The organism is Arthrobacter sp. zg-Y40 (assembly GCF_020731535.1).
In the GTDB taxonomy this organism is placed as follows: Bacteria; Actinomycetota; Actinomycetes; order Actinomycetales; family Micrococcaceae; genus Arthrobacter_B.
The window spans coordinates 262,084-277,426 of the sequence record NZ_JAJFZS010000014.1 but is presented as its reverse complement, the minus strand read 5'-3'; the positions used below and the strand labels follow the sequence as shown (position 1 = coordinate 277,426).

The window sequence follows — 15,343 nt, the reverse complement described above, 5'->3', positions numbered from 1 at the left end:
CACCTGCACATCGGCGCACGACGGCGGCTGATCGGCTCCTTCTGGCACGGCACCATGGCAGCGGCCACCCCGCTCGGCCTGGGCGCCCAGGCAGTGGACCGGAACCGGCAGGTAGTAATCCTGGCCGGCGACGGCGGCCTGGCGATGATGCTCGGCGAGCTGCTGACCGCGGTGCAGCATCGTCTGCCGATCAAGATCGTGGTGTTCGACAACGCCGCGCTCAGCTTCGTGGAGGTGGAGATGAAGGCGGCAGGCATCGTCAACTTCGGCACCGGACTGCAGAACCCGGACTTCGGCAAGGTGGCGCAGGCGGTCGGAATGCACGGCGAAAGCGTCACGCGTCCGGAGGACCTCGAAGGCGCCCTGCGCCGGGCGTTCGAGTACGACGGCCCCGCGCTTGTCTCCGTGGCGGTGGAGCGGCAGGAGCTCTCCATTCCGCCGAAGATCGACGCGAAGCAGGCCACCGGCTTTGCGGTCTACGCGCTGCGTACGGTGATTGCCGGCAATGGCCGCGAACTGATCGACCTGGCTAAGGCGAACGCACGGCAGTTGCTCTGACGTGAACGCTTCGGCTTGGGTCTCATTGCGGGCATGTAACGAGCGTAAGAATCCCAGCCGCCGTGTGCCCACGCTACTGGGCTAGCAGGAGCCGGTTAGAAGGAGCTGAAGCACCCGACGATCAGCACGGTGCGGCCGGTCAAATGGTCAGAGTTCGGCCCGTAGTCCGCCCGCAGCTAGCGTGGCAGGGGGAATGCATGTGCCCCGTGGCGCTGTCGCGTTATCAATGAAGGGCCGGGTGCACCTTGAGCGCACCCCGGCCCTTCGTCGGTAGTTCTAGTGGAGAAGCATCACCAGCTCACCGTCGCTAGAAGGAGGGCTGCTCCTATGAGCGTGCAAACCAAGGAAGCCGCATAATATTTACGTCGTTGCGATGGTGTACCTCCCCTGTGGGAGAGGGGTGGCACTTGCGGACTGGCCCCTCCAGCGATGCAGCGCAAGGGCACCAACTTAGACGCTGTGCGTATCCACCGCGGTGAGTTCGACGCCGAGCTGGCGCATCATCTCGAGGTTGTCGTGCTGCGCCCATTCCTCGGCGAGCTTGCCGTCCTCGTCGTAGCGGAACATGTTGATCAGCGTTAATGTGAACTTCCCGCCAAGCGGGTGGATAGTGCCGAACGGCGTCGGTTCGTACGGGCCGTCGAAAGTGCCGCCCATTTCGGTGCGGCATCCGACCAGGGAACCTGACGATACGATCTCGTAGCGCTCGCAGTAGAACCCGCTGAATGCCGCACGCATCCGCGCGAAGTTGGCCTCAAGTCCTGCGAAGTCGAGTTCGGCACCCGGACCATGGAACGTGAAGTCCTCGCTGAAGTACTCCCGCAAGAGGGCAGGGTTTTCCTGAGCGATGGCATCGCGGCCGACCCGCACCAGTGCGCGGGAGCGATCGTCATAACGGGTGTCATTGGGGTCGATAAAGGCAGACATATTCTTCCTTACGGTCACTTGTCGATGGCTTCCCTCGAGCAACGCATGGGCCACTCGATGGCCAGTGCCGTAACCCTAAAAGCTGGAGTCCACTTCAGGTCAAACACAACCGCCAGGCAGCTCAGGAACCAAGAGTCTGTTGACGCATCGAGGCCTCATTCTTTGCAGCGAAGTAGGCGTCATCGGCGTCGTCGTTAACGAACAATCCGTTCGCCGTTCCCAACGACACAGCCTCGGTATACGCCGCCACCTTCGTGGAGATGAGATCGAGAGCGTCTTGTAAGGCGGCCATCTGCTCCTGCACCCGTGCTTTGTGGCGCTGTAACAACTCCAGGCGCTCGTCCTCATTGCCCGATCCCGCTCGGACCATCTCGGCGTATCGGGCAATCTCCGGCAGCGGCATTCCCGAGGCGCGCAGACGTTGACAGATGCCAATCCAGCCGAGGTCGTCGGCCGAGAAAACCCGACGACCGCCAGCATCCCGCTGGAGAGGCGGAAATAGACCCTCGCGTTCATAGAACCGGAGGGTGTCGACGCTCAGGCCGGTGCGTGCGCTGACTTCCCCGATGGAAAGAAGATCGTGAGTCGAAGGCATGGGATTAGGATACGGTCGGTCAGCGTCCGCATAGAGGACTTTGAGAGTCTATGCGTGCTTCCTTTCGATCATGCGTCCGACGCAGTCCGAAGTATCAGCTCCAGTCGCCTGCAGGCCCTTCCAAGGCGTCCCGCCCCCGGTCGGTGAGCGGGATTGCCGCAAGCGAGGTTAACCCGACAGTTGTCAGCTTCGTCCTTGAAACGCCCGAGCCGCCAAGCATCGCCATCCCTTCGATAAGCGTCAGGAAGAATGCACCCAGGGCGTCAGCGTCAGTGCCGGCTTCAACCTCGCCCGCTTCCTGCGCGTCGATAATGCACCCCCGGTAGTGGGACTGCATGTTGTTGAAGGTCCTGCAGACAGAGGCGGCAACGACTGTGTCCTGGCTTGAGAGTTCCATCGCAGCCTTGGCGAACAAAGAAGGTTGCTCCCGAGCCGAGCCGTACCTGACCGCGACCTTTAGCAACTGTGCACGGATCCGGACGATAGGGCTGTCAACACCGTGGCGCAGCGCCTCAATTGCTGCGACTGCGTCCTCGGTATCGCTGAGGAGGGCGCGCATGAAAAGTTCCTTCTTGCCCCCGAATGCGTTGTAAAGGCTCTGTCTGCCGAGCCCGGTTGCAGAGACGAGGTCATCCATGGACGTGCCGGCGTACCCGGTCTTGGCAAACGCCCGGCTCGCCGAGGCTATGACTTCCGCTTCGTCGAACATCCGTGGTCGCGGCATGGCTGCGCTTCCCTCCGGCGGCACTCGGTGACCGCATCGTTATTGACTGATGGATCAATTATAACTTACAGTTCTTGACTATTCGGTCAGAAACCCGGGTAAGCCGGCTTATCGCCGGCGGCCAGCCTGCCTAGGAGTAGGAGCAGATCATGGGAAGACTGGAGAATAAGGTTGCCTTGGTGACCGGAGGTACACAGGGGATCGGTCTCGCTACGGCGGTGCGGTTCGCAGCTGAGGGGGCGCAAGTCTACGTAACCGGCCGGCGCCAGCACCTGCTGGATGACGCCGTCCGGCAGATAGGCCACGGTGCAACCGGCGTACTTGGGGATATCAGCAGCGACTCAGACCTGGACGATCTGTTTGCCACGGTCGAAGCAGGCGGCCGCGGCTTGGATGTGCTTTTTGCCAATGCCGGCGGTGGCGAATTTGCCCGGCTCGCGGACCTTACCCGTGGTCATCTTGAGGACACATTCCGGCGCAACGTCTTCGGAACCGTGTTCACCGTCCAAAAGGCATTGCCTTTGCTCAATCGCGGTGCATCCGTGATCTTGTCCGGCTCTACCTCCGCCACCAATGGCACACCAGCGTTCAGTGCCTACGCTGCGTCAAAAGCGGCTATCCGCTCCTTTGGCCGCACCTGGGCCGCGGAACTCGCTGATGCCGGCATCCGGGTCAACACCCTCATCCCGGGTTCAACGGAGACGCCAGGGCTCAGGGGTCTGGCGTCAGGACCCGTCGACGTCGGCGTCATGTTGAAGGAGATGACTGCAGCTGCGCCGATGGGCAGGGTAGGCCGTCCCGAAGAGATCGCCGCCGTCGCGTTGTTCCTCGCCTCTGAGGACAGCTCTTTCATGACTGGCGGAGAAGTCTTCGTCGACGGCGGCAGTGAGCAGATCTGACCCGAGTGAAACTGCCAATGCGAGGAGATGGGTTCAGCCGGTCGGCCTGTGGGTTGCATCGGCGTCGAGCTCAGGCCCGCCGACAACGCCCGCTTGTCTTCAACTGCGCCACGGATTTGCCCTATCGATCAGAAAGCCCCGTAATGCCTTCACGCACAACCCACCTCACAGATACTGACCAGCCAGTGCTCTCACTTAAGCCGGTCACGCTGCCCAGCCCGGGACGCGCCGTCCCCCTGCAGTTGCGGCTCAGCGCACCGGCCGCCGGAACCGGACTGCCGGTCCTGCTCTTCTCGCATGGTTTCGGCGAGTCAATGGACGGCTACGGTCCGCTCGCTGACTGGTGGGCGGCAGCCGGCTTCGTCGTCGTCCAGCCCACCTATCTCGATTCCCGCAGCGTCGGTCTGCCCGACGACGACCCCCGCCGCCAATCGATATGGCGGCAGCGGGCCGACGACGCCGTCCGGGTCCTGGATAATCTTCACGAGATCCTGGAAGCCATCCCGGGCCTCCGGCAGCGCACCGATACGAGCCGCATTGTCGCCGCCGGGCACTCCTTCGGGGGGCAAACGACTGCCCTCCTCCTCGGTGCCGGCGTCATCGACCCCGACACCGGCAACGCCGTCTACTACCGGGACGACCGTGTGAGCGGCGGTGTACTAATGGCAACCGCAGGACGCGGCGCCGATTTGTCGCCCTACGCTGCGGAGCACTTTCCGTTCATGAACCCCGTCTTTGAGCAGATGGCCGCACCAGCCCTGGTTGTGCTGGGTGACCAGGATGACTCACCCCTGACCACGCGTGGCCCGGACTGGTCAGCCGACCCGTACACGGACAGTCCCGGACCAAAACACTTGCTTATCCTTCACAATGCCGAACACTCCCTCGGCGGCATCCCGGGCTATGACGTCAAAGAAACTACGGACGAGAACCCGGCGGTCGTGAGACTCCTGCGTGAGACGACGGCCGCATACCTGAAAGCGGTAGTAGGTCTGGATCGCGATGACTGGGATGCCGTGCGGGTTCGGCTGGGTGGTGCGGGAACGGCTCATGCCCGTGTGGAGGGCAAAGGCTAGCAGTGGTGCTCATCGGGAAGTTCCACTCAGGCAGTGCAAAGAAACGTTTGCACATAAACCTTTGCACTGCCATGATGAGGGTATGACCCCGCAGTCAGACCCCCAGCCAACCCGCGACGGCGACCGCGTCCTCGACGGTTCCGTGCTCAAGGCCCTCGCCCCCCCGCTTCGGCGAAATTGATCTGGGTGGACGGATACTCGCAGTTCTTCCCACACGATGAGGCGGTCAATGCTCTGGGAGAAGGCCGGCCAGTCATAAAGCTTGCCGTCGCGGCATCGTCAACTTCGGCACCGGGCTGCAGAACCCGGACTTCGGTAAGGTCGCACAGGCAGTGGGGATGCACGGGGAGAGCGTGACGCGCCCGGAGGATCTCGAGGGCGCCCTGCGCCGGGCATTCGAGTACGACGGCCCCGCGCTTGTCTCCGTGGCGGTGGAGCGGCAGGAGCTCTCCATGCCGCCGAAGATCGACGCGAAGCAGGCCACCGGCTTTGCGGTCTACGCGCTGCGCACGGTGATCGCCGGCAACGGGCGCGAACTCATCGACCTGGCAAAGGCCAACGCGCGCCAGTTGCTCTAGCGGGAACGCTTCGGCTTGGGTCTCATCGAGGGCAGGTACCGCCGAGCCGGTCGTACGCGTAGGTGGTAGTGCCGGAGCCGTCGACGCGTTTGATGGTCCGGCCGCCGGCGTTAATAGGTGTAGGTGATCTTGCCGGTGCCTTCGGAGAAGGATCGGGTGAAGACATGTGCTACGCGTGGTCCGGGGTCCGAGATGTGCATCGCGGACTGTGCTGACCAGCGTCAGATGGTACCGAGTCATGGAAAGTTCCGCCGCTATCGGGGAACGGGTGCAGGTGAAGACCTCTTAGGACCGGCTTGATCGTTGATATCGGCCTAAGAGGTCTTCATCCTTTGGTCTCCAGGTTGTCTCCACGCGCAGCCATCCCGAGCTGTCCCGGACAATCCCGTTTTGAAGATTTCTGGAGTTAGCGCTTTGCCTGCCTATCTAAATAGAAGCCAATCATCACAACAATTGATGTGCCGACTATCGTCACGATGAGTATTAGTGGCTGATACCCAACGGTCAAAGAAACCAAAGTCATCGCTATCACGAACACCGCTCCAACTAAAGCGATTATGAGTTTCACGTTACGGCCTTTCGGCCCGCCGTTTTTGTGTGAGTGTCGTTCTCGGACCAGCAAGGTAATCATTCCTGCGCCTAGAACGATTGGCATAGCGATCGTCGCAGGGCGGAAGACTGCCGGGTAGAGAAGAGCCATACAGCCCAATGCCAAAATAGCTAAAATAGTGGGAAGGATAATGATCGCCCGCTGTTTGGTCTCCATAACGCCAATCAGTCCTCACCTGTATCAATAGTTGTATATATGGTGACGCCCGTACAGATGGCTATGCCAGCTATACCCACGGGTGGGGAAAGTAGGCCTAGAATACCGAACCCAACTCCACACGTGATGTTTGCGCCCAAATCATTTTTTTGATCATCTGTAAGCATGCCTAGGGGGTCGGAGTTGTTGATGGGGTCGTTAGCAACATAGGCATAACGGTTGGCGTTAGCCAGGTCAAGGGGTGCGTCGAGGGTGTCCATTTGGGTCCAGCGGCCAACACCAGGGTTGTACCAGCGCTGGCCGTATTTCACCCAGCCGGTGGCCCGGTCTTGGAGCCCGATCTTGAAGGTGTACGGGTTCTGCGGCACGCCAGGCCCCCGGAGTCTTCGGTGAGGGTGGGCTTGCCGTAGGGATCGTAGGCGTAGGCGAAGGCAACGTATTTGCCGCTGGTGATCAGGGCGGCAGGGTTGCCGGTGCCGTCGTAAACATACAGTGACTGCATGCCGGAGCTGGTGCGCAGCATCAGCGGTTCACCGGTGACGGGGTCGTGTTCCACATAGGCCGTGAGGTTGTCCTTCTTCAATTGTTCGATCACCGGCTGGCCCTGGGCGTCCGTGCGGCCGTAGGTGAGCTGATAGGTGCCCTGAGGCGTGGTCTGGGACAGCAGCTCGTTCTGGGCCGCGCCGGCGTACTTGTAGGTGTAGGCCTTCCCGCCAACAGTGGCCGTCGTCATCTGTTCGGCCCCGTTGATGACCCCCGAGAAATCCGAGACTGACGCGGAGGCTGATTGCTCCGGTGAGTGCACGGTAGGCCCGGGGCGTACGGTATGTCTCCAGCGTAGGGATACCTGTCTTTGGGAGGTAACTACGCGTCCCAACGGGCATTCGATGTCCAGGCGTGACCTCTATGTGTGGACCAAGCCTCCAGCGTGAGCTGGCCGCGGGAAGCAGGGCCCGGGCGCCATCCACCCGCAGCACCTGGCCCACCTGATCGACGAACTCGCCGACGACGACGCGGTCTTCCTGCCCGACGTCGGCACCCCGGTCATCTGGGCGTGCCGTCACCTGCACATCGGCGCACGACGGCGGCTGATCGGCTCCTTCTGGCACGGCACCATGGCAGCGGCCACCCCGCTCGGCCTGGGCGCCCAGGCAGTGGACCGGAACCGGCAGGTAGTAATCCTGGCCGGCGACGGCGGCCTGGCGATGATGCTCGGCGAGCTGCTGACGGCGGTGCAGCACAATCTGCCGATCAAGATCGTGGTGTTCGACAACGCCGCGCTCAGCTTCGTGGAGGTGGAGATGAAGGCGGCGGGCATCGTCAACTTCGGCACCGGACTGCAGAACCCGGACTTCGGCAAGGTGGCGCAGGCGGTGGGGATGCACGGCGAGAGCGTGACCCGCCCGGAGGACCTTCAGGGAGCCCTGCGCCGGGCGTTCGAGTACGACGGCCCCGCGCTCGTCTCCGTCGCGGTGGAGCGGCAGGAACTCTCCATGCCGCCGAAGATCGACGCGAAGCAGGCCACGGGCTTTGCGGTCTACGCGATGCGCACGGTGCTCGCCGGGAACGGCCGCGAGCTTATCGATCTGGCAAAGGCCAACGCGCGCCAGCTGCTCTGAGGCTTGTGCGCCCCCGAGGTCATTCGCCCTGCGCGGACGCCTCATCGGCGCCGTGCTTCCACCACAGGTTGTTTATTTTGTACGTCAGAATGGAATTCATCACCGACGCCGGAACCATCCAGCGGATACGGCATACGCACTGAGCAATGGAGCCCGGATCTGGTTCTACGTCTGTGACCGCACCGTGGTCCTGACCAATGTCCACACCCACCATCCCAACGTCACCAAATAGCGCCCGCATAGTTCAGGAAATTCGGCCAGACGGTGTGAACAGCCGATTACGGAATACAGCGAAGGGCCGGGGTGCATCTTGAGTGCACTCCGGCCCTTCATGAATCCTAACTAATTGATCAGCGCGATGAATATCGGCAAAGCCGCAGCAGCCATGAGTGCAATGAAGATCGTCCACTGCTTTCTGGTCAGTGAAGCGTTTTTGATCGTTCCACCCCGAATGATCGGCACGTATAGCGCTACAACGGCCCCAATCAGGAAAACAGTAGCTAGCAGCCCGAGCCGGAGGTCAGGTGTCATAGTCATTTAGGAAATGCGCCTTTCAGTAGATTTCCAAGGCCACCAGTCACGCCACCAGCAATTCCACCCGATAGACAACCCTTGCCGACCTCGGTGCCATCCACGCCTCCATCCGCCCCGCTTGAAATAGTCGTACCTGCAGCTCCTGCGGCGCAGCCGATAGCAACCCCGGCAAAGAAGCCGTGGATGCACACCGGCTGGTGGCAGACGATGCTCCTAGGTCCGATTGAGACATTACGGTTTGCAGTCCCAATGGTCCCGATCTCGTAGTGTGCTCAGGACCGAGGTTTACTGGATGTCAGGTTTCTGATCATATGCACTGAGGACGAGTACCATCACGGACGTAACCACCATCGCGAGGAGCGGTACCCAGAACGCGATCCGGCGCTTGGCGAGCATCGCGATCGTGGCGATTGTCGCCGCGAGAGCAATGAGGAAGATCAGAACGTAGGCAGTCGTTGCCGCCCATTGCGGTATTGAACGGGTTCCGTCCATCCAGTCGGACGCGCCGAGGGCGACAATCAAGAACTGCGCGACGGCGACGAACGGCTGCGCGACTAAGAAAACGATTGAAAAGACGCGGTCGATGATCAAGGGCTGTCTGGCATTTCGTTCATCGACCTGTGCTTTTGTATTCACTAATCGTCCTAACGCACGCTCGAAGTAGCTTCCGTCGCCGTCAACATAGTCCAGGGGCTGCCTAACGACCAAACAGGTGGCGCCAACCGCGGGCTCATGACCCGACTCAACCGCCCACACCCGGGACTGCCCCGGCTTTGCGAACACTGGTGAGGAGACCCTTGATGAGCTCCTCCTCAACCGCACGGAAGACCCGGACGAGCCGTTATACGTCTACGCCGATCCGGCTGGCCATCCATTCCGTATCTTCGTCGGCTGAAGCAAACCCGACGGACGCTAGGTCTGGCCCGAGCCAACGCGGCAGCTGCGCGCTCGTCACCGTCGCAGTGGAGCGGCAGGAGCTCTCCATGCCGCCGTCACCGGGGGTTTGCTTCCCGTTCGCACACGACGGTTACTGTCGCGTCGTGATTGCTATTTCCCCCCGCCTCTCCCGGCCGATACTTGTCTGCCTTACCGCTGTGTTCGCTTTGCTTCTCATCGTGATGCCCGCTCAAACCGCATCCGCCCACCCCACGGGAACCACCGGCGTGCAGGTGACCGTGCGGGCAGATTCAGTCGACCTCGAGATGCAGATCCATAACGCCGGTTTCACCGCCGCAACCGGCTTCGACATCGGGTCCGACCAAGCCGCGCTCGATGACATCGCTGACAACCTCCTGTCATTCATCCTCAATCGCGTGGCCGTCGCCGACAGCGTGTCGGCTCTCGAGCCGTCAGTCGTAAGCGAACCCGAGTTCAAGAGCATCAACGGCGAGGACGCCATTGTCACGACAGTCCGGTTTGCGAACGGTAACCGTGCGATCGAGGGAAACATCGTGCTGGATTACCGCTTCATCCTGGATGTGGTCCCCTCGCACCAGGTGTACGTGTCCCTGGTAAGCGATTGGAACAACGGCGTTCTTACAGAGGGGGAGCCGAGCGTGGTGGGCGTCCTCGGCGGCGGGGTGACTGAGATGGTCCTCGACCGGAATGCCTCCACTCCCACGAACGGATTTTTCGCCGTGATCCGGCTGGGGATGCTCCACATTGCCGAGGGCACCGATCACCTGCTGTTTCTCACGACGCTGCTGGTGGTGGCTCCATCGGTTGCCGGACGCGGCGCGCGGGGGCTTCGGTGGAACCAGCCAATCGCAACAAAGCGGGCGATCGGGCGGGCAACACTCATCATCACCGCGTTTACCGCCGGGCACCTGGTCACTCTCGCGTTGGTGTCGCTCGGACTGATCTCCTTCCCGACCAAGCCCGTTGAGGTCCTGGTGGCGGTTTCCATCATCGTCGCCGCCGTCCATGCCGCTCGGCCGCTTCTGTCCCGCGGTGAGCTCCTCATAGCCGGAGGCTTCGGCCTCGTCCACGGCACCGCTTTCGCCACGACTATCCTCGAGCTGAACCTCGGGTTCAGCGAAAAACTCGTCGCCATCATCGGATTCAACATAGGCATTGAGCTGGCACAAATCATCGCAGCAGCTTTGGTACTGCCACTGCTGATCTGGTTGTCACACTCTCATGCGTACGCCGGGTTCCGCCTCGTGACCGCTTCCCTGGCAGTGGTCGCGGCGATCGCTTGGATCGTTGGCATCAGCACCGGTCAGGATTCTGTCCTCCAGCCCCTGTTCGATGCCATGGCGCACTTCCCCGTACCCTTCTACCTCGGACTCGTGGCAGTGGTTGCCGCACTGTGGTTCGGAACCCGCGAGGCCACCCCAAACAAGCGCTCAATGGAGCCAGAGTACGACGCCGGTCATGCGGGTGAGCACGGCGGCGACGCCGGCCCGGATCGCCTCAGCGCTACGCTCCGGGGTGAACGAGGCCGCATCAAACTGCGTGGTTGACCCGAGGCCGGTGCCGCGGAACCCCGCTCCCGACCATTCGACAGCCGTGACGTTGGCGGTCGGCTCGGCCAGCTCAGCACCGAGCACGAGGAACGGTATATCCAGATGGTTGGGTGTCACGATGGCGAGCGGATCGATCAGGTCGTCACCGGCGGCGACAATCAGCTCGGGCTTCATATCCATCGCCTCGGTGATGCTGCGGATCGCGTCCTCGCCGGCATCCACTCGACGCAGATCCGCCGACACGGCGTCGGCCCACTCGACTACGGCTGCGGAAAGTGTTGCCGTGCGCTCCTCCTCGCCACTGGTGAGGAGGACTACGCGGTAACCGGGCGCAGGGTCGACACCCGCCCAAGAGCCGGACGCCGGCGTTACGGTCCCCTCCGGGGACGGTAGCGGTGTTGGGATGAAGCCCGCGGCGGGCAGACCCGTCGCAGTGGTCGTGGGGCGGGCGTCGTCCCAGTCGCTGGCAGCGCAGCCGGACAGGAGCAGGACAGCGACGCTCAGGGTGGTCGCGATCGCGGGGCGGTGATGCACGGAAATATCCTCATCGGTTGGACAGCGGCGAGCGATTCCAGAGTGCATCTGCAAATGCGCTGGAGCCGACTCGCCACGGACAAGTTACCGGGCTGTTCACCGGATGGGCTCCTCATGTTCGCCTGGGCTGGTGACGCCATGCATGGAAACCGCTGGCCGCCAGATGTTTCCGTTTGCGATGCGGCGGGACCGCCGATTGTTCACCTTCCGTCAATGTGCCGCCTAAATCCTTGGGGCGGACGCGGCCGCGAGAGCGCGTCCGGTTCCCCCATCACCGCACTTCCATGAGAGAAACGGAATACACATGTTCCTGGTAGCACCCCCTCGGCCCGCGGGCCGCGCGGCACGGTGGCTGTCGACTGTGGCCCTCACGGCGGCAGTGGCCGCCGGTAGCGTTATCGCCGTCGCACCGTCTGCAGCCCATGCCGCTGACCCTGTGTCCTACACCGGCATTGTGCTCGGCGTCGGTTCCGATGAGACCCAGCGCACGCTCGCCTGGTACACCAGCTCCGACAGCGCGCAGGTTGTGCAGGTTGCCCCGACAGCCTCGCTGGTGAACGGAGAATTCGGTCCGTCCGTGACCACGTTCTCAGCAACCGGCGCCGCCAACATCGCCACCAGCGGCGGGTATAACCGCCATGCGGTCGTCTCGGGCCTGCAGGAGAACACGCAGTACTCGTACCGTGTCGGTTCTGCCGGAAACTGGTCGACCGCCTACTCCTTCAAGACCCAGTCATTTGAAGGGGACTTCGATTTCCTGTTCTTCGGGGACCCGCAGATCGGCGCCTCCGGGAACACCGCACAGGACGGGGCGGGGTGGGCTGACACCCTCAACGTCGCCCTCAATGCCAACCCGAACGCCGAGCTCCTCGTCTCAGGCGGCGACCAGGTCGAAGCGGCGAACACCGAGTCGCAGTGGGACGCTTTCCTTGCCCCCGACCAGCTGCGGCAGTACCCGTGGGCGGCAACTATCGGTAACCACGACGTGGGTGGCAAGGCATACGAGCAGCACTTCCACACCCCCAACACCGATTACTCGGATGCGTACTACGCCAAGGCTGCCCAGAAGTCGACCACCTCGGGCGGTGACTACTGGTACATCTATAAGGATGTGCTGTTTATCGATCTGAACAGCAACAGCTACGACTCCGCTACCGGTGGCGGCGACCAGGCTCACGTGCAGTACGTCACTGATGTGGTGAACGCGCACGGTGCGGACGCAAAGTACAAGGTGCTCACCTACCACCATTCGATCTACTCGGCAGCGGCGCACGCCAAGGACAAGGACGCCAAGGTGCGCCGTGTCGATTTCCCCACCGTATTCTCGGACCTGGGCGTCGATCTCGTGCTGCAGGGTCACGATCACGTGTACACGCGCAGCTATGAGATCAACGATGGTGCGAAGGCGAACGCGGACGAGGTGCCCGGCCAGAACGAGGTTTTCGTTGGCGAGGGCGGCGTGATCTATATGACCGCGAACTCGGCATCGGGGTCGAAGTACTACGACATCTCGGCTCCTGACGCAACCGGCACCAGCGGTGCCGGCAACGGAGGGGACCCGCTGAACCCGGCTAACTACTGGTACAACTCGGTGCAGAACCAGGAGCATGTGCGCGGCTATGTGAAGGTCCAGGTGAAGGCGGACGAGCTCGTCGTCGAAGGCATCCGCAGCGGAACCTGCGACGCGACGGTCGAAGGCGGGCAGTCGTCCTGGTGCGGTACCGCCGGATCCTCGACGGCCGTGGATGGTGTCGGAAGTGTCATCGACAGCGTCACCATCCACCCCTTCCACGGCAATTCCGAGGAGATTCAGGTGACTGTTCCTACGGCCGCGCCGGGTGAATTCGGGTGGACGATCGATGGACAGAACGGTCTTGTGGACCTCGGCACCGCACAGGAATCCAAAGGCTCCCTCGTGGCCAACGGGGAGATCAACCCGATCAACGTCGCCGACAGCCGTTCTTCGCATGCGCCCTGGTCGCTGACGGCCGTGGTGAGTGACTTCTCCGACGGTGGCAAGACCTTCTCCGGCAGCTACCTGGGCTGGACCCCGAAGGTGCTCATCCCCGGTGCCGGTGCCGTCGCGGGCGCCCCCGTCGCTTCCGGATACTTCGGCGGTAGCGGCCTGTCGGTTAGCCGGGCGCTCGGTTCCGCCGCGAACGGCCACGAGAAGGGTTCGGCGCTCCTCGGTGCCGATCTCGACCTGAAGCTGCCAGCCGGCACGGAAAAGGGAAGCTACCGCGCAACCCTGACGGTCACCGCGCTCGCGGGCTGACAACAACACGTCCTCAGATCCGTGGGGGCGGGCTGCCCCACTCCCACGGATCGCCCCCGTTTCCGCCCTCCCGAAAGATCTCACGTGAACGCTTCCCTCGTATACCGGCGCCCGCGCCGCCGGGCGCTCCGGGTCGCCGCCCTCGCGGCCCTTGCTATCCTTCTCCCCGCTTTCCCCGCCCATGCCGAGGGCCCCGACGACGTGACATGGACCGTCCGCACTGCGTCCAACGACCTCGGCGCCGACCGCACAACTTTCACCTACACAGTCGATCCGGGCGGTTCGCTGACGGACGCTATGGTCATCACCAATCGCGGCGACGAACCGGTGGCTCTCTCCGTGTACGCGGCCGACGGTTTCACCTCCGACGACGGGGAGCTCTCGCTGCTCGTCGCGGGCGAGACTTCGCAGGCGGTCGGGTCCTGGATCACTGCCGAAACGAAGACTGTCACCATCGGCCCTGACGCGGCCACCACTATCCCGTTCACCGTGGACATCCCTGCCAACGCCACCCCGGGGGACTACGTCGGAGGGCTGGTGACCTCGCTCACCGTCCCGGACGCGCCTTCCGGTGTCAGCGTCGACCGACGGCTGGGCATACGCGTCAACCTGCGCGTTGGCGGCGATTTGGCGCCCTCACTCGCCGTCGAGGACCTGTCCGTGTCCTGGAACGGCGGCTGGAACCCCTTCGCGGGCGGCGACGCCGCCATGACGTACACGCTGCATAACACCGGTAATGCGGCGCTGTCCGTACAGCCCGCCGACGTGGTGAGTGGGCCGTTCGGCTGGTTCCCGGTGGACGCCGCCGAAGGCGAGGAGGTGCCCGAGCTACTACCCGGGGAGAGCTGGACACGGACGGTGACCGTGGACGGCATATTGCCATTGTTCGTCCTGCTGGCGAGCACGACCGTGACCCCGGTGATGACCGATGCATCCGGTTCCACCACGCCGCTCGCCGAGGTATCGGGAACCGCTGTCGGCGCGGCGATCCCGTGGACCGCGATGGCGATCATCCTGCTGCTGGCGGCCGCGACGTATCTGTACATCCGCCGTCGTAGGCACCGTATCGCCGCTGAGAAGGAACGCGAGGATGAACGGGTCAACGCGGCGGTCGCGCAAGCCCTCGAGGGCGACCCCGTCCATGCTGCGGCATCGAAAGCCCTCGAGGACGCACCCGTCAAGGCGACCCGTCTGCCTGGCTGAGGCATCAGGGCCGGGCTGCCGACTTTCTCCGCGTCACGGACGCGGACGGGCTGGTGCTGAATCGGTTCAGCACCGGACCCGGCCTGCTGTCGGCCTGCGGAACCCGCAGTAGACTTCCTGCTCTCTTGGGTGCACGGGATCAACGCCGGCGACTGGGATAACCCGAGCGGTGATCTGGAGAAACTCCTTGGTTGCGGGTCCAAGCGGAATCGATTTGAAGCTGCCAGCCGTCGCTGCTGGCAGTTTTCGCGGCCGTCGCCGCGTAGGCGCAGGTATCTTTGCCATATGGACTGGAGGGCGGGCCTGCCGAGCTCTGGATTATCTGGTGCGCACCGCGAGGTGACTGGTTAGCCTCCACCGAGGGCAGGGAAGCAGGCACCTCACATCCTCATGTAAACGGCCGATAGTAAAACTGTTCGCATCGCACGTTTACCGGAGGACCCTTGAAGTATTTGAAGATTGTTGTCGTTGCCGCACTCAGCGCCATGGTACTCACTGGATGTGGTGACACGGGTCCTGCGTCACAGGATAAAGCGGTTGTGGAGCCGTCAGCGTCCAGCACACCGGCCTCCGCCCCTAAGCAGGAC

General features: G+C 62.9%; 16 protein-coding genes and 1 pseudogene. 8 read left to right on the top strand and 9 right to left on the bottom strand.

Annotation, left to right across the window (positions count from 1 at the left end):
- A partial coding sequence (locus LJ754_RS15285; protein ID WP_227927236.1) for a thiamine pyrophosphate-dependent enzyme occupies positions 1–558 on the top strand: 558 nt, incomplete at its 5' end.
- A 450-nt stretch (positions 559–1,008) separates the two neighbouring features.
- Here the strand turns inward: LJ754_RS15285 and LJ754_RS15280 are convergent.
- The 3 genes from LJ754_RS15280 to LJ754_RS15270 all read right to left on the bottom strand — a co-directional run bounded on the left by LJ754_RS15280 (position 1,009) and on the right by LJ754_RS15270 (position 2,789).
- Positions 1,009–1,485, bottom strand: coding sequence for an ester cyclase (locus LJ754_RS15280; RefSeq protein WP_227927235.1), 477 nt, complete (start codon positions 1,483–1,485; stop codon positions 1,009–1,011).
- Positions 1,486–1,606: 121 nt separating this feature from the next.
- A complete protein-coding gene (locus LJ754_RS15275; RefSeq protein WP_227927234.1) occupies positions 1,607–2,080 on the bottom strand; it encodes a MerR family transcriptional regulator in 474 nt (157 codons plus the stop codon).
- A gap of 94 nt (positions 2,081–2,174) precedes the next feature.
- The gene (locus tag LJ754_RS15270) at positions 2,175–2,789 is read right to left on the bottom strand and encodes a TetR/AcrR family transcriptional regulator (protein WP_227927233.1); all 615 of its coding nucleotides are present in this window, start codon (positions 2,787–2,789) and stop codon (positions 2,175–2,177) included.
- Positions 2,790–2,953: 164 nt separating this feature from the next.
- Between LJ754_RS15270 and LJ754_RS15265 the strand changes: the two genes are divergently transcribed.
- The 3 genes from LJ754_RS15265 to LJ754_RS15255 all read left to right on the top strand — a co-directional run bounded on the left by LJ754_RS15265 (position 2,954) and on the right by LJ754_RS15255 (position 5,357).
- Positions 2,954–3,703, top strand: coding sequence for an SDR family NAD(P)-dependent oxidoreductase (locus LJ754_RS15265; RefSeq protein WP_227927232.1), 750 nt, complete (start codon positions 2,954–2,956; stop codon positions 3,701–3,703).
- 185 nt (positions 3,704–3,888) lie between these two features.
- Positions 3,889–4,779 carry an alpha/beta hydrolase family protein gene (locus LJ754_RS15260; RefSeq protein WP_227927231.1) on the top strand — a complete coding sequence of 297 codons (891 nt, stop codon included), beginning with the start codon at positions 3,889–3,891 and terminating at the stop codon, positions 4,777–4,779.
- A 275-nt stretch (positions 4,780–5,054) separates the two neighbouring features.
- The gene (locus LJ754_RS15255; RefSeq protein ID WP_227927248.1) at positions 5,055–5,357 is read left to right on the top strand and encodes a thiamine pyrophosphate-dependent enzyme; all 303 of its coding nucleotides are present in this window, start codon (positions 5,055–5,057) and stop codon (positions 5,355–5,357) included.
- 406 nt (positions 5,358–5,763) lie between these two features.
- Here LJ754_RS15255 and LJ754_RS15250 read toward each other — a convergent pair whose 3' ends face one another.
- From LJ754_RS15250 to LJ754_RS15240, 3 genes are read right to left on the bottom strand one after another with little or no spacing between them, the layout of a single operon-like run.
- The gene (locus LJ754_RS15250) at positions 5,764–6,123 is read right to left on the bottom strand and encodes a hypothetical protein (RefSeq protein WP_227927230.1); all 360 of its coding nucleotides are present in this window, start codon (positions 6,121–6,123) and stop codon (positions 5,764–5,766) included.
- Between the two features lie 8 nt (positions 6,124–6,131).
- The gene (locus tag LJ754_RS17070) at positions 6,132–6,434 is read right to left on the bottom strand and encodes an RHS repeat-associated core domain-containing protein (RefSeq protein ID WP_442860340.1); all 303 of its coding nucleotides are present in this window, start codon (positions 6,432–6,434) and stop codon (positions 6,132–6,134) included.
- On the bottom strand, positions 6,431–6,856 hold the full coding sequence (locus LJ754_RS15240) for a hypothetical protein (RefSeq protein WP_227927228.1): 426 nt from the start codon (positions 6,854–6,856) through the stop codon (positions 6,431–6,433). The genes LJ754_RS17070 and LJ754_RS15240 overlap by 4 nt, the downstream gene beginning before the upstream one ends.
- Before the next feature lie 226 nt (positions 6,857–7,082).
- Between LJ754_RS15240 and LJ754_RS15235 the strand changes: the two are divergent.
- Positions 7,083–7,742 (top strand): annotated as a pseudogene (locus LJ754_RS15235) (thiamine pyrophosphate-dependent enzyme); the annotation flags it as partial.
- Positions 7,743–8,084: 342 nt separating this feature from the next.
- Here the strand turns inward: LJ754_RS15235 and LJ754_RS15230 are convergent.
- Both LJ754_RS15230 and LJ754_RS15225 read right to left on the bottom strand, forming a co-directional pair.
- Positions 8,085–8,279, bottom strand: a complete 195-nt coding sequence (locus LJ754_RS15230) for a hypothetical protein (RefSeq protein WP_227912987.1) — start codon at positions 8,277–8,279, stop codon at positions 8,085–8,087.
- A 282-nt stretch (positions 8,280–8,561) separates the two neighbouring features.
- Complete coding sequence (locus tag LJ754_RS15225) at positions 8,562–8,912, bottom strand: hypothetical protein (RefSeq protein ID WP_227927227.1); 351 nt, start codon at positions 8,910–8,912, stop codon at positions 8,562–8,564.
- Between the two features lie 404 nt (positions 8,913–9,316).
- Between LJ754_RS15225 and LJ754_RS16990 the strand changes: the two genes are divergently transcribed.
- The gene (locus tag LJ754_RS16990) at positions 9,317–10,741 is read left to right on the top strand and encodes a HupE/UreJ family protein (RefSeq protein ID WP_227927226.1); all 1,425 of its coding nucleotides are present in this window, start codon (positions 9,317–9,319) and stop codon (positions 10,739–10,741) included.
- Here LJ754_RS16990 and LJ754_RS15210 read toward each other — a convergent pair.
- On the bottom strand, positions 10,625–11,278 hold the full coding sequence (locus tag LJ754_RS15210; protein WP_227927225.1) for a hypothetical protein: 654 nt from the start codon (positions 11,276–11,278) through the stop codon (positions 10,625–10,627). The two genes, LJ754_RS16990 and LJ754_RS15210, sit on opposite strands and share 117 nt — an antisense overlap.
- Before the next feature lie 304 nt (positions 11,279–11,582).
- Here LJ754_RS15210 and LJ754_RS15205 point away from each other — a divergent pair, with 304 nt between their 5' ends.
- Both LJ754_RS15205 and LJ754_RS15200 read left to right on the top strand, forming a co-directional pair.
- A complete protein-coding gene (locus tag LJ754_RS15205) occupies positions 11,583–13,553 on the top strand; it encodes a purple acid phosphatase family protein (RefSeq protein ID WP_227927224.1) in 1,971 nt (656 codons plus the stop codon).
- A gap of 84 nt (positions 13,554–13,637) precedes the next feature.
- Positions 13,638–14,756, top strand: a complete 1,119-nt coding sequence (locus tag LJ754_RS15200; protein ID WP_227927223.1) for a WxL protein peptidoglycan domain-containing protein — start codon at positions 13,638–13,640, stop codon at positions 14,754–14,756.
- Positions 14,757–15,343: the final 587 nt, after the last annotated feature.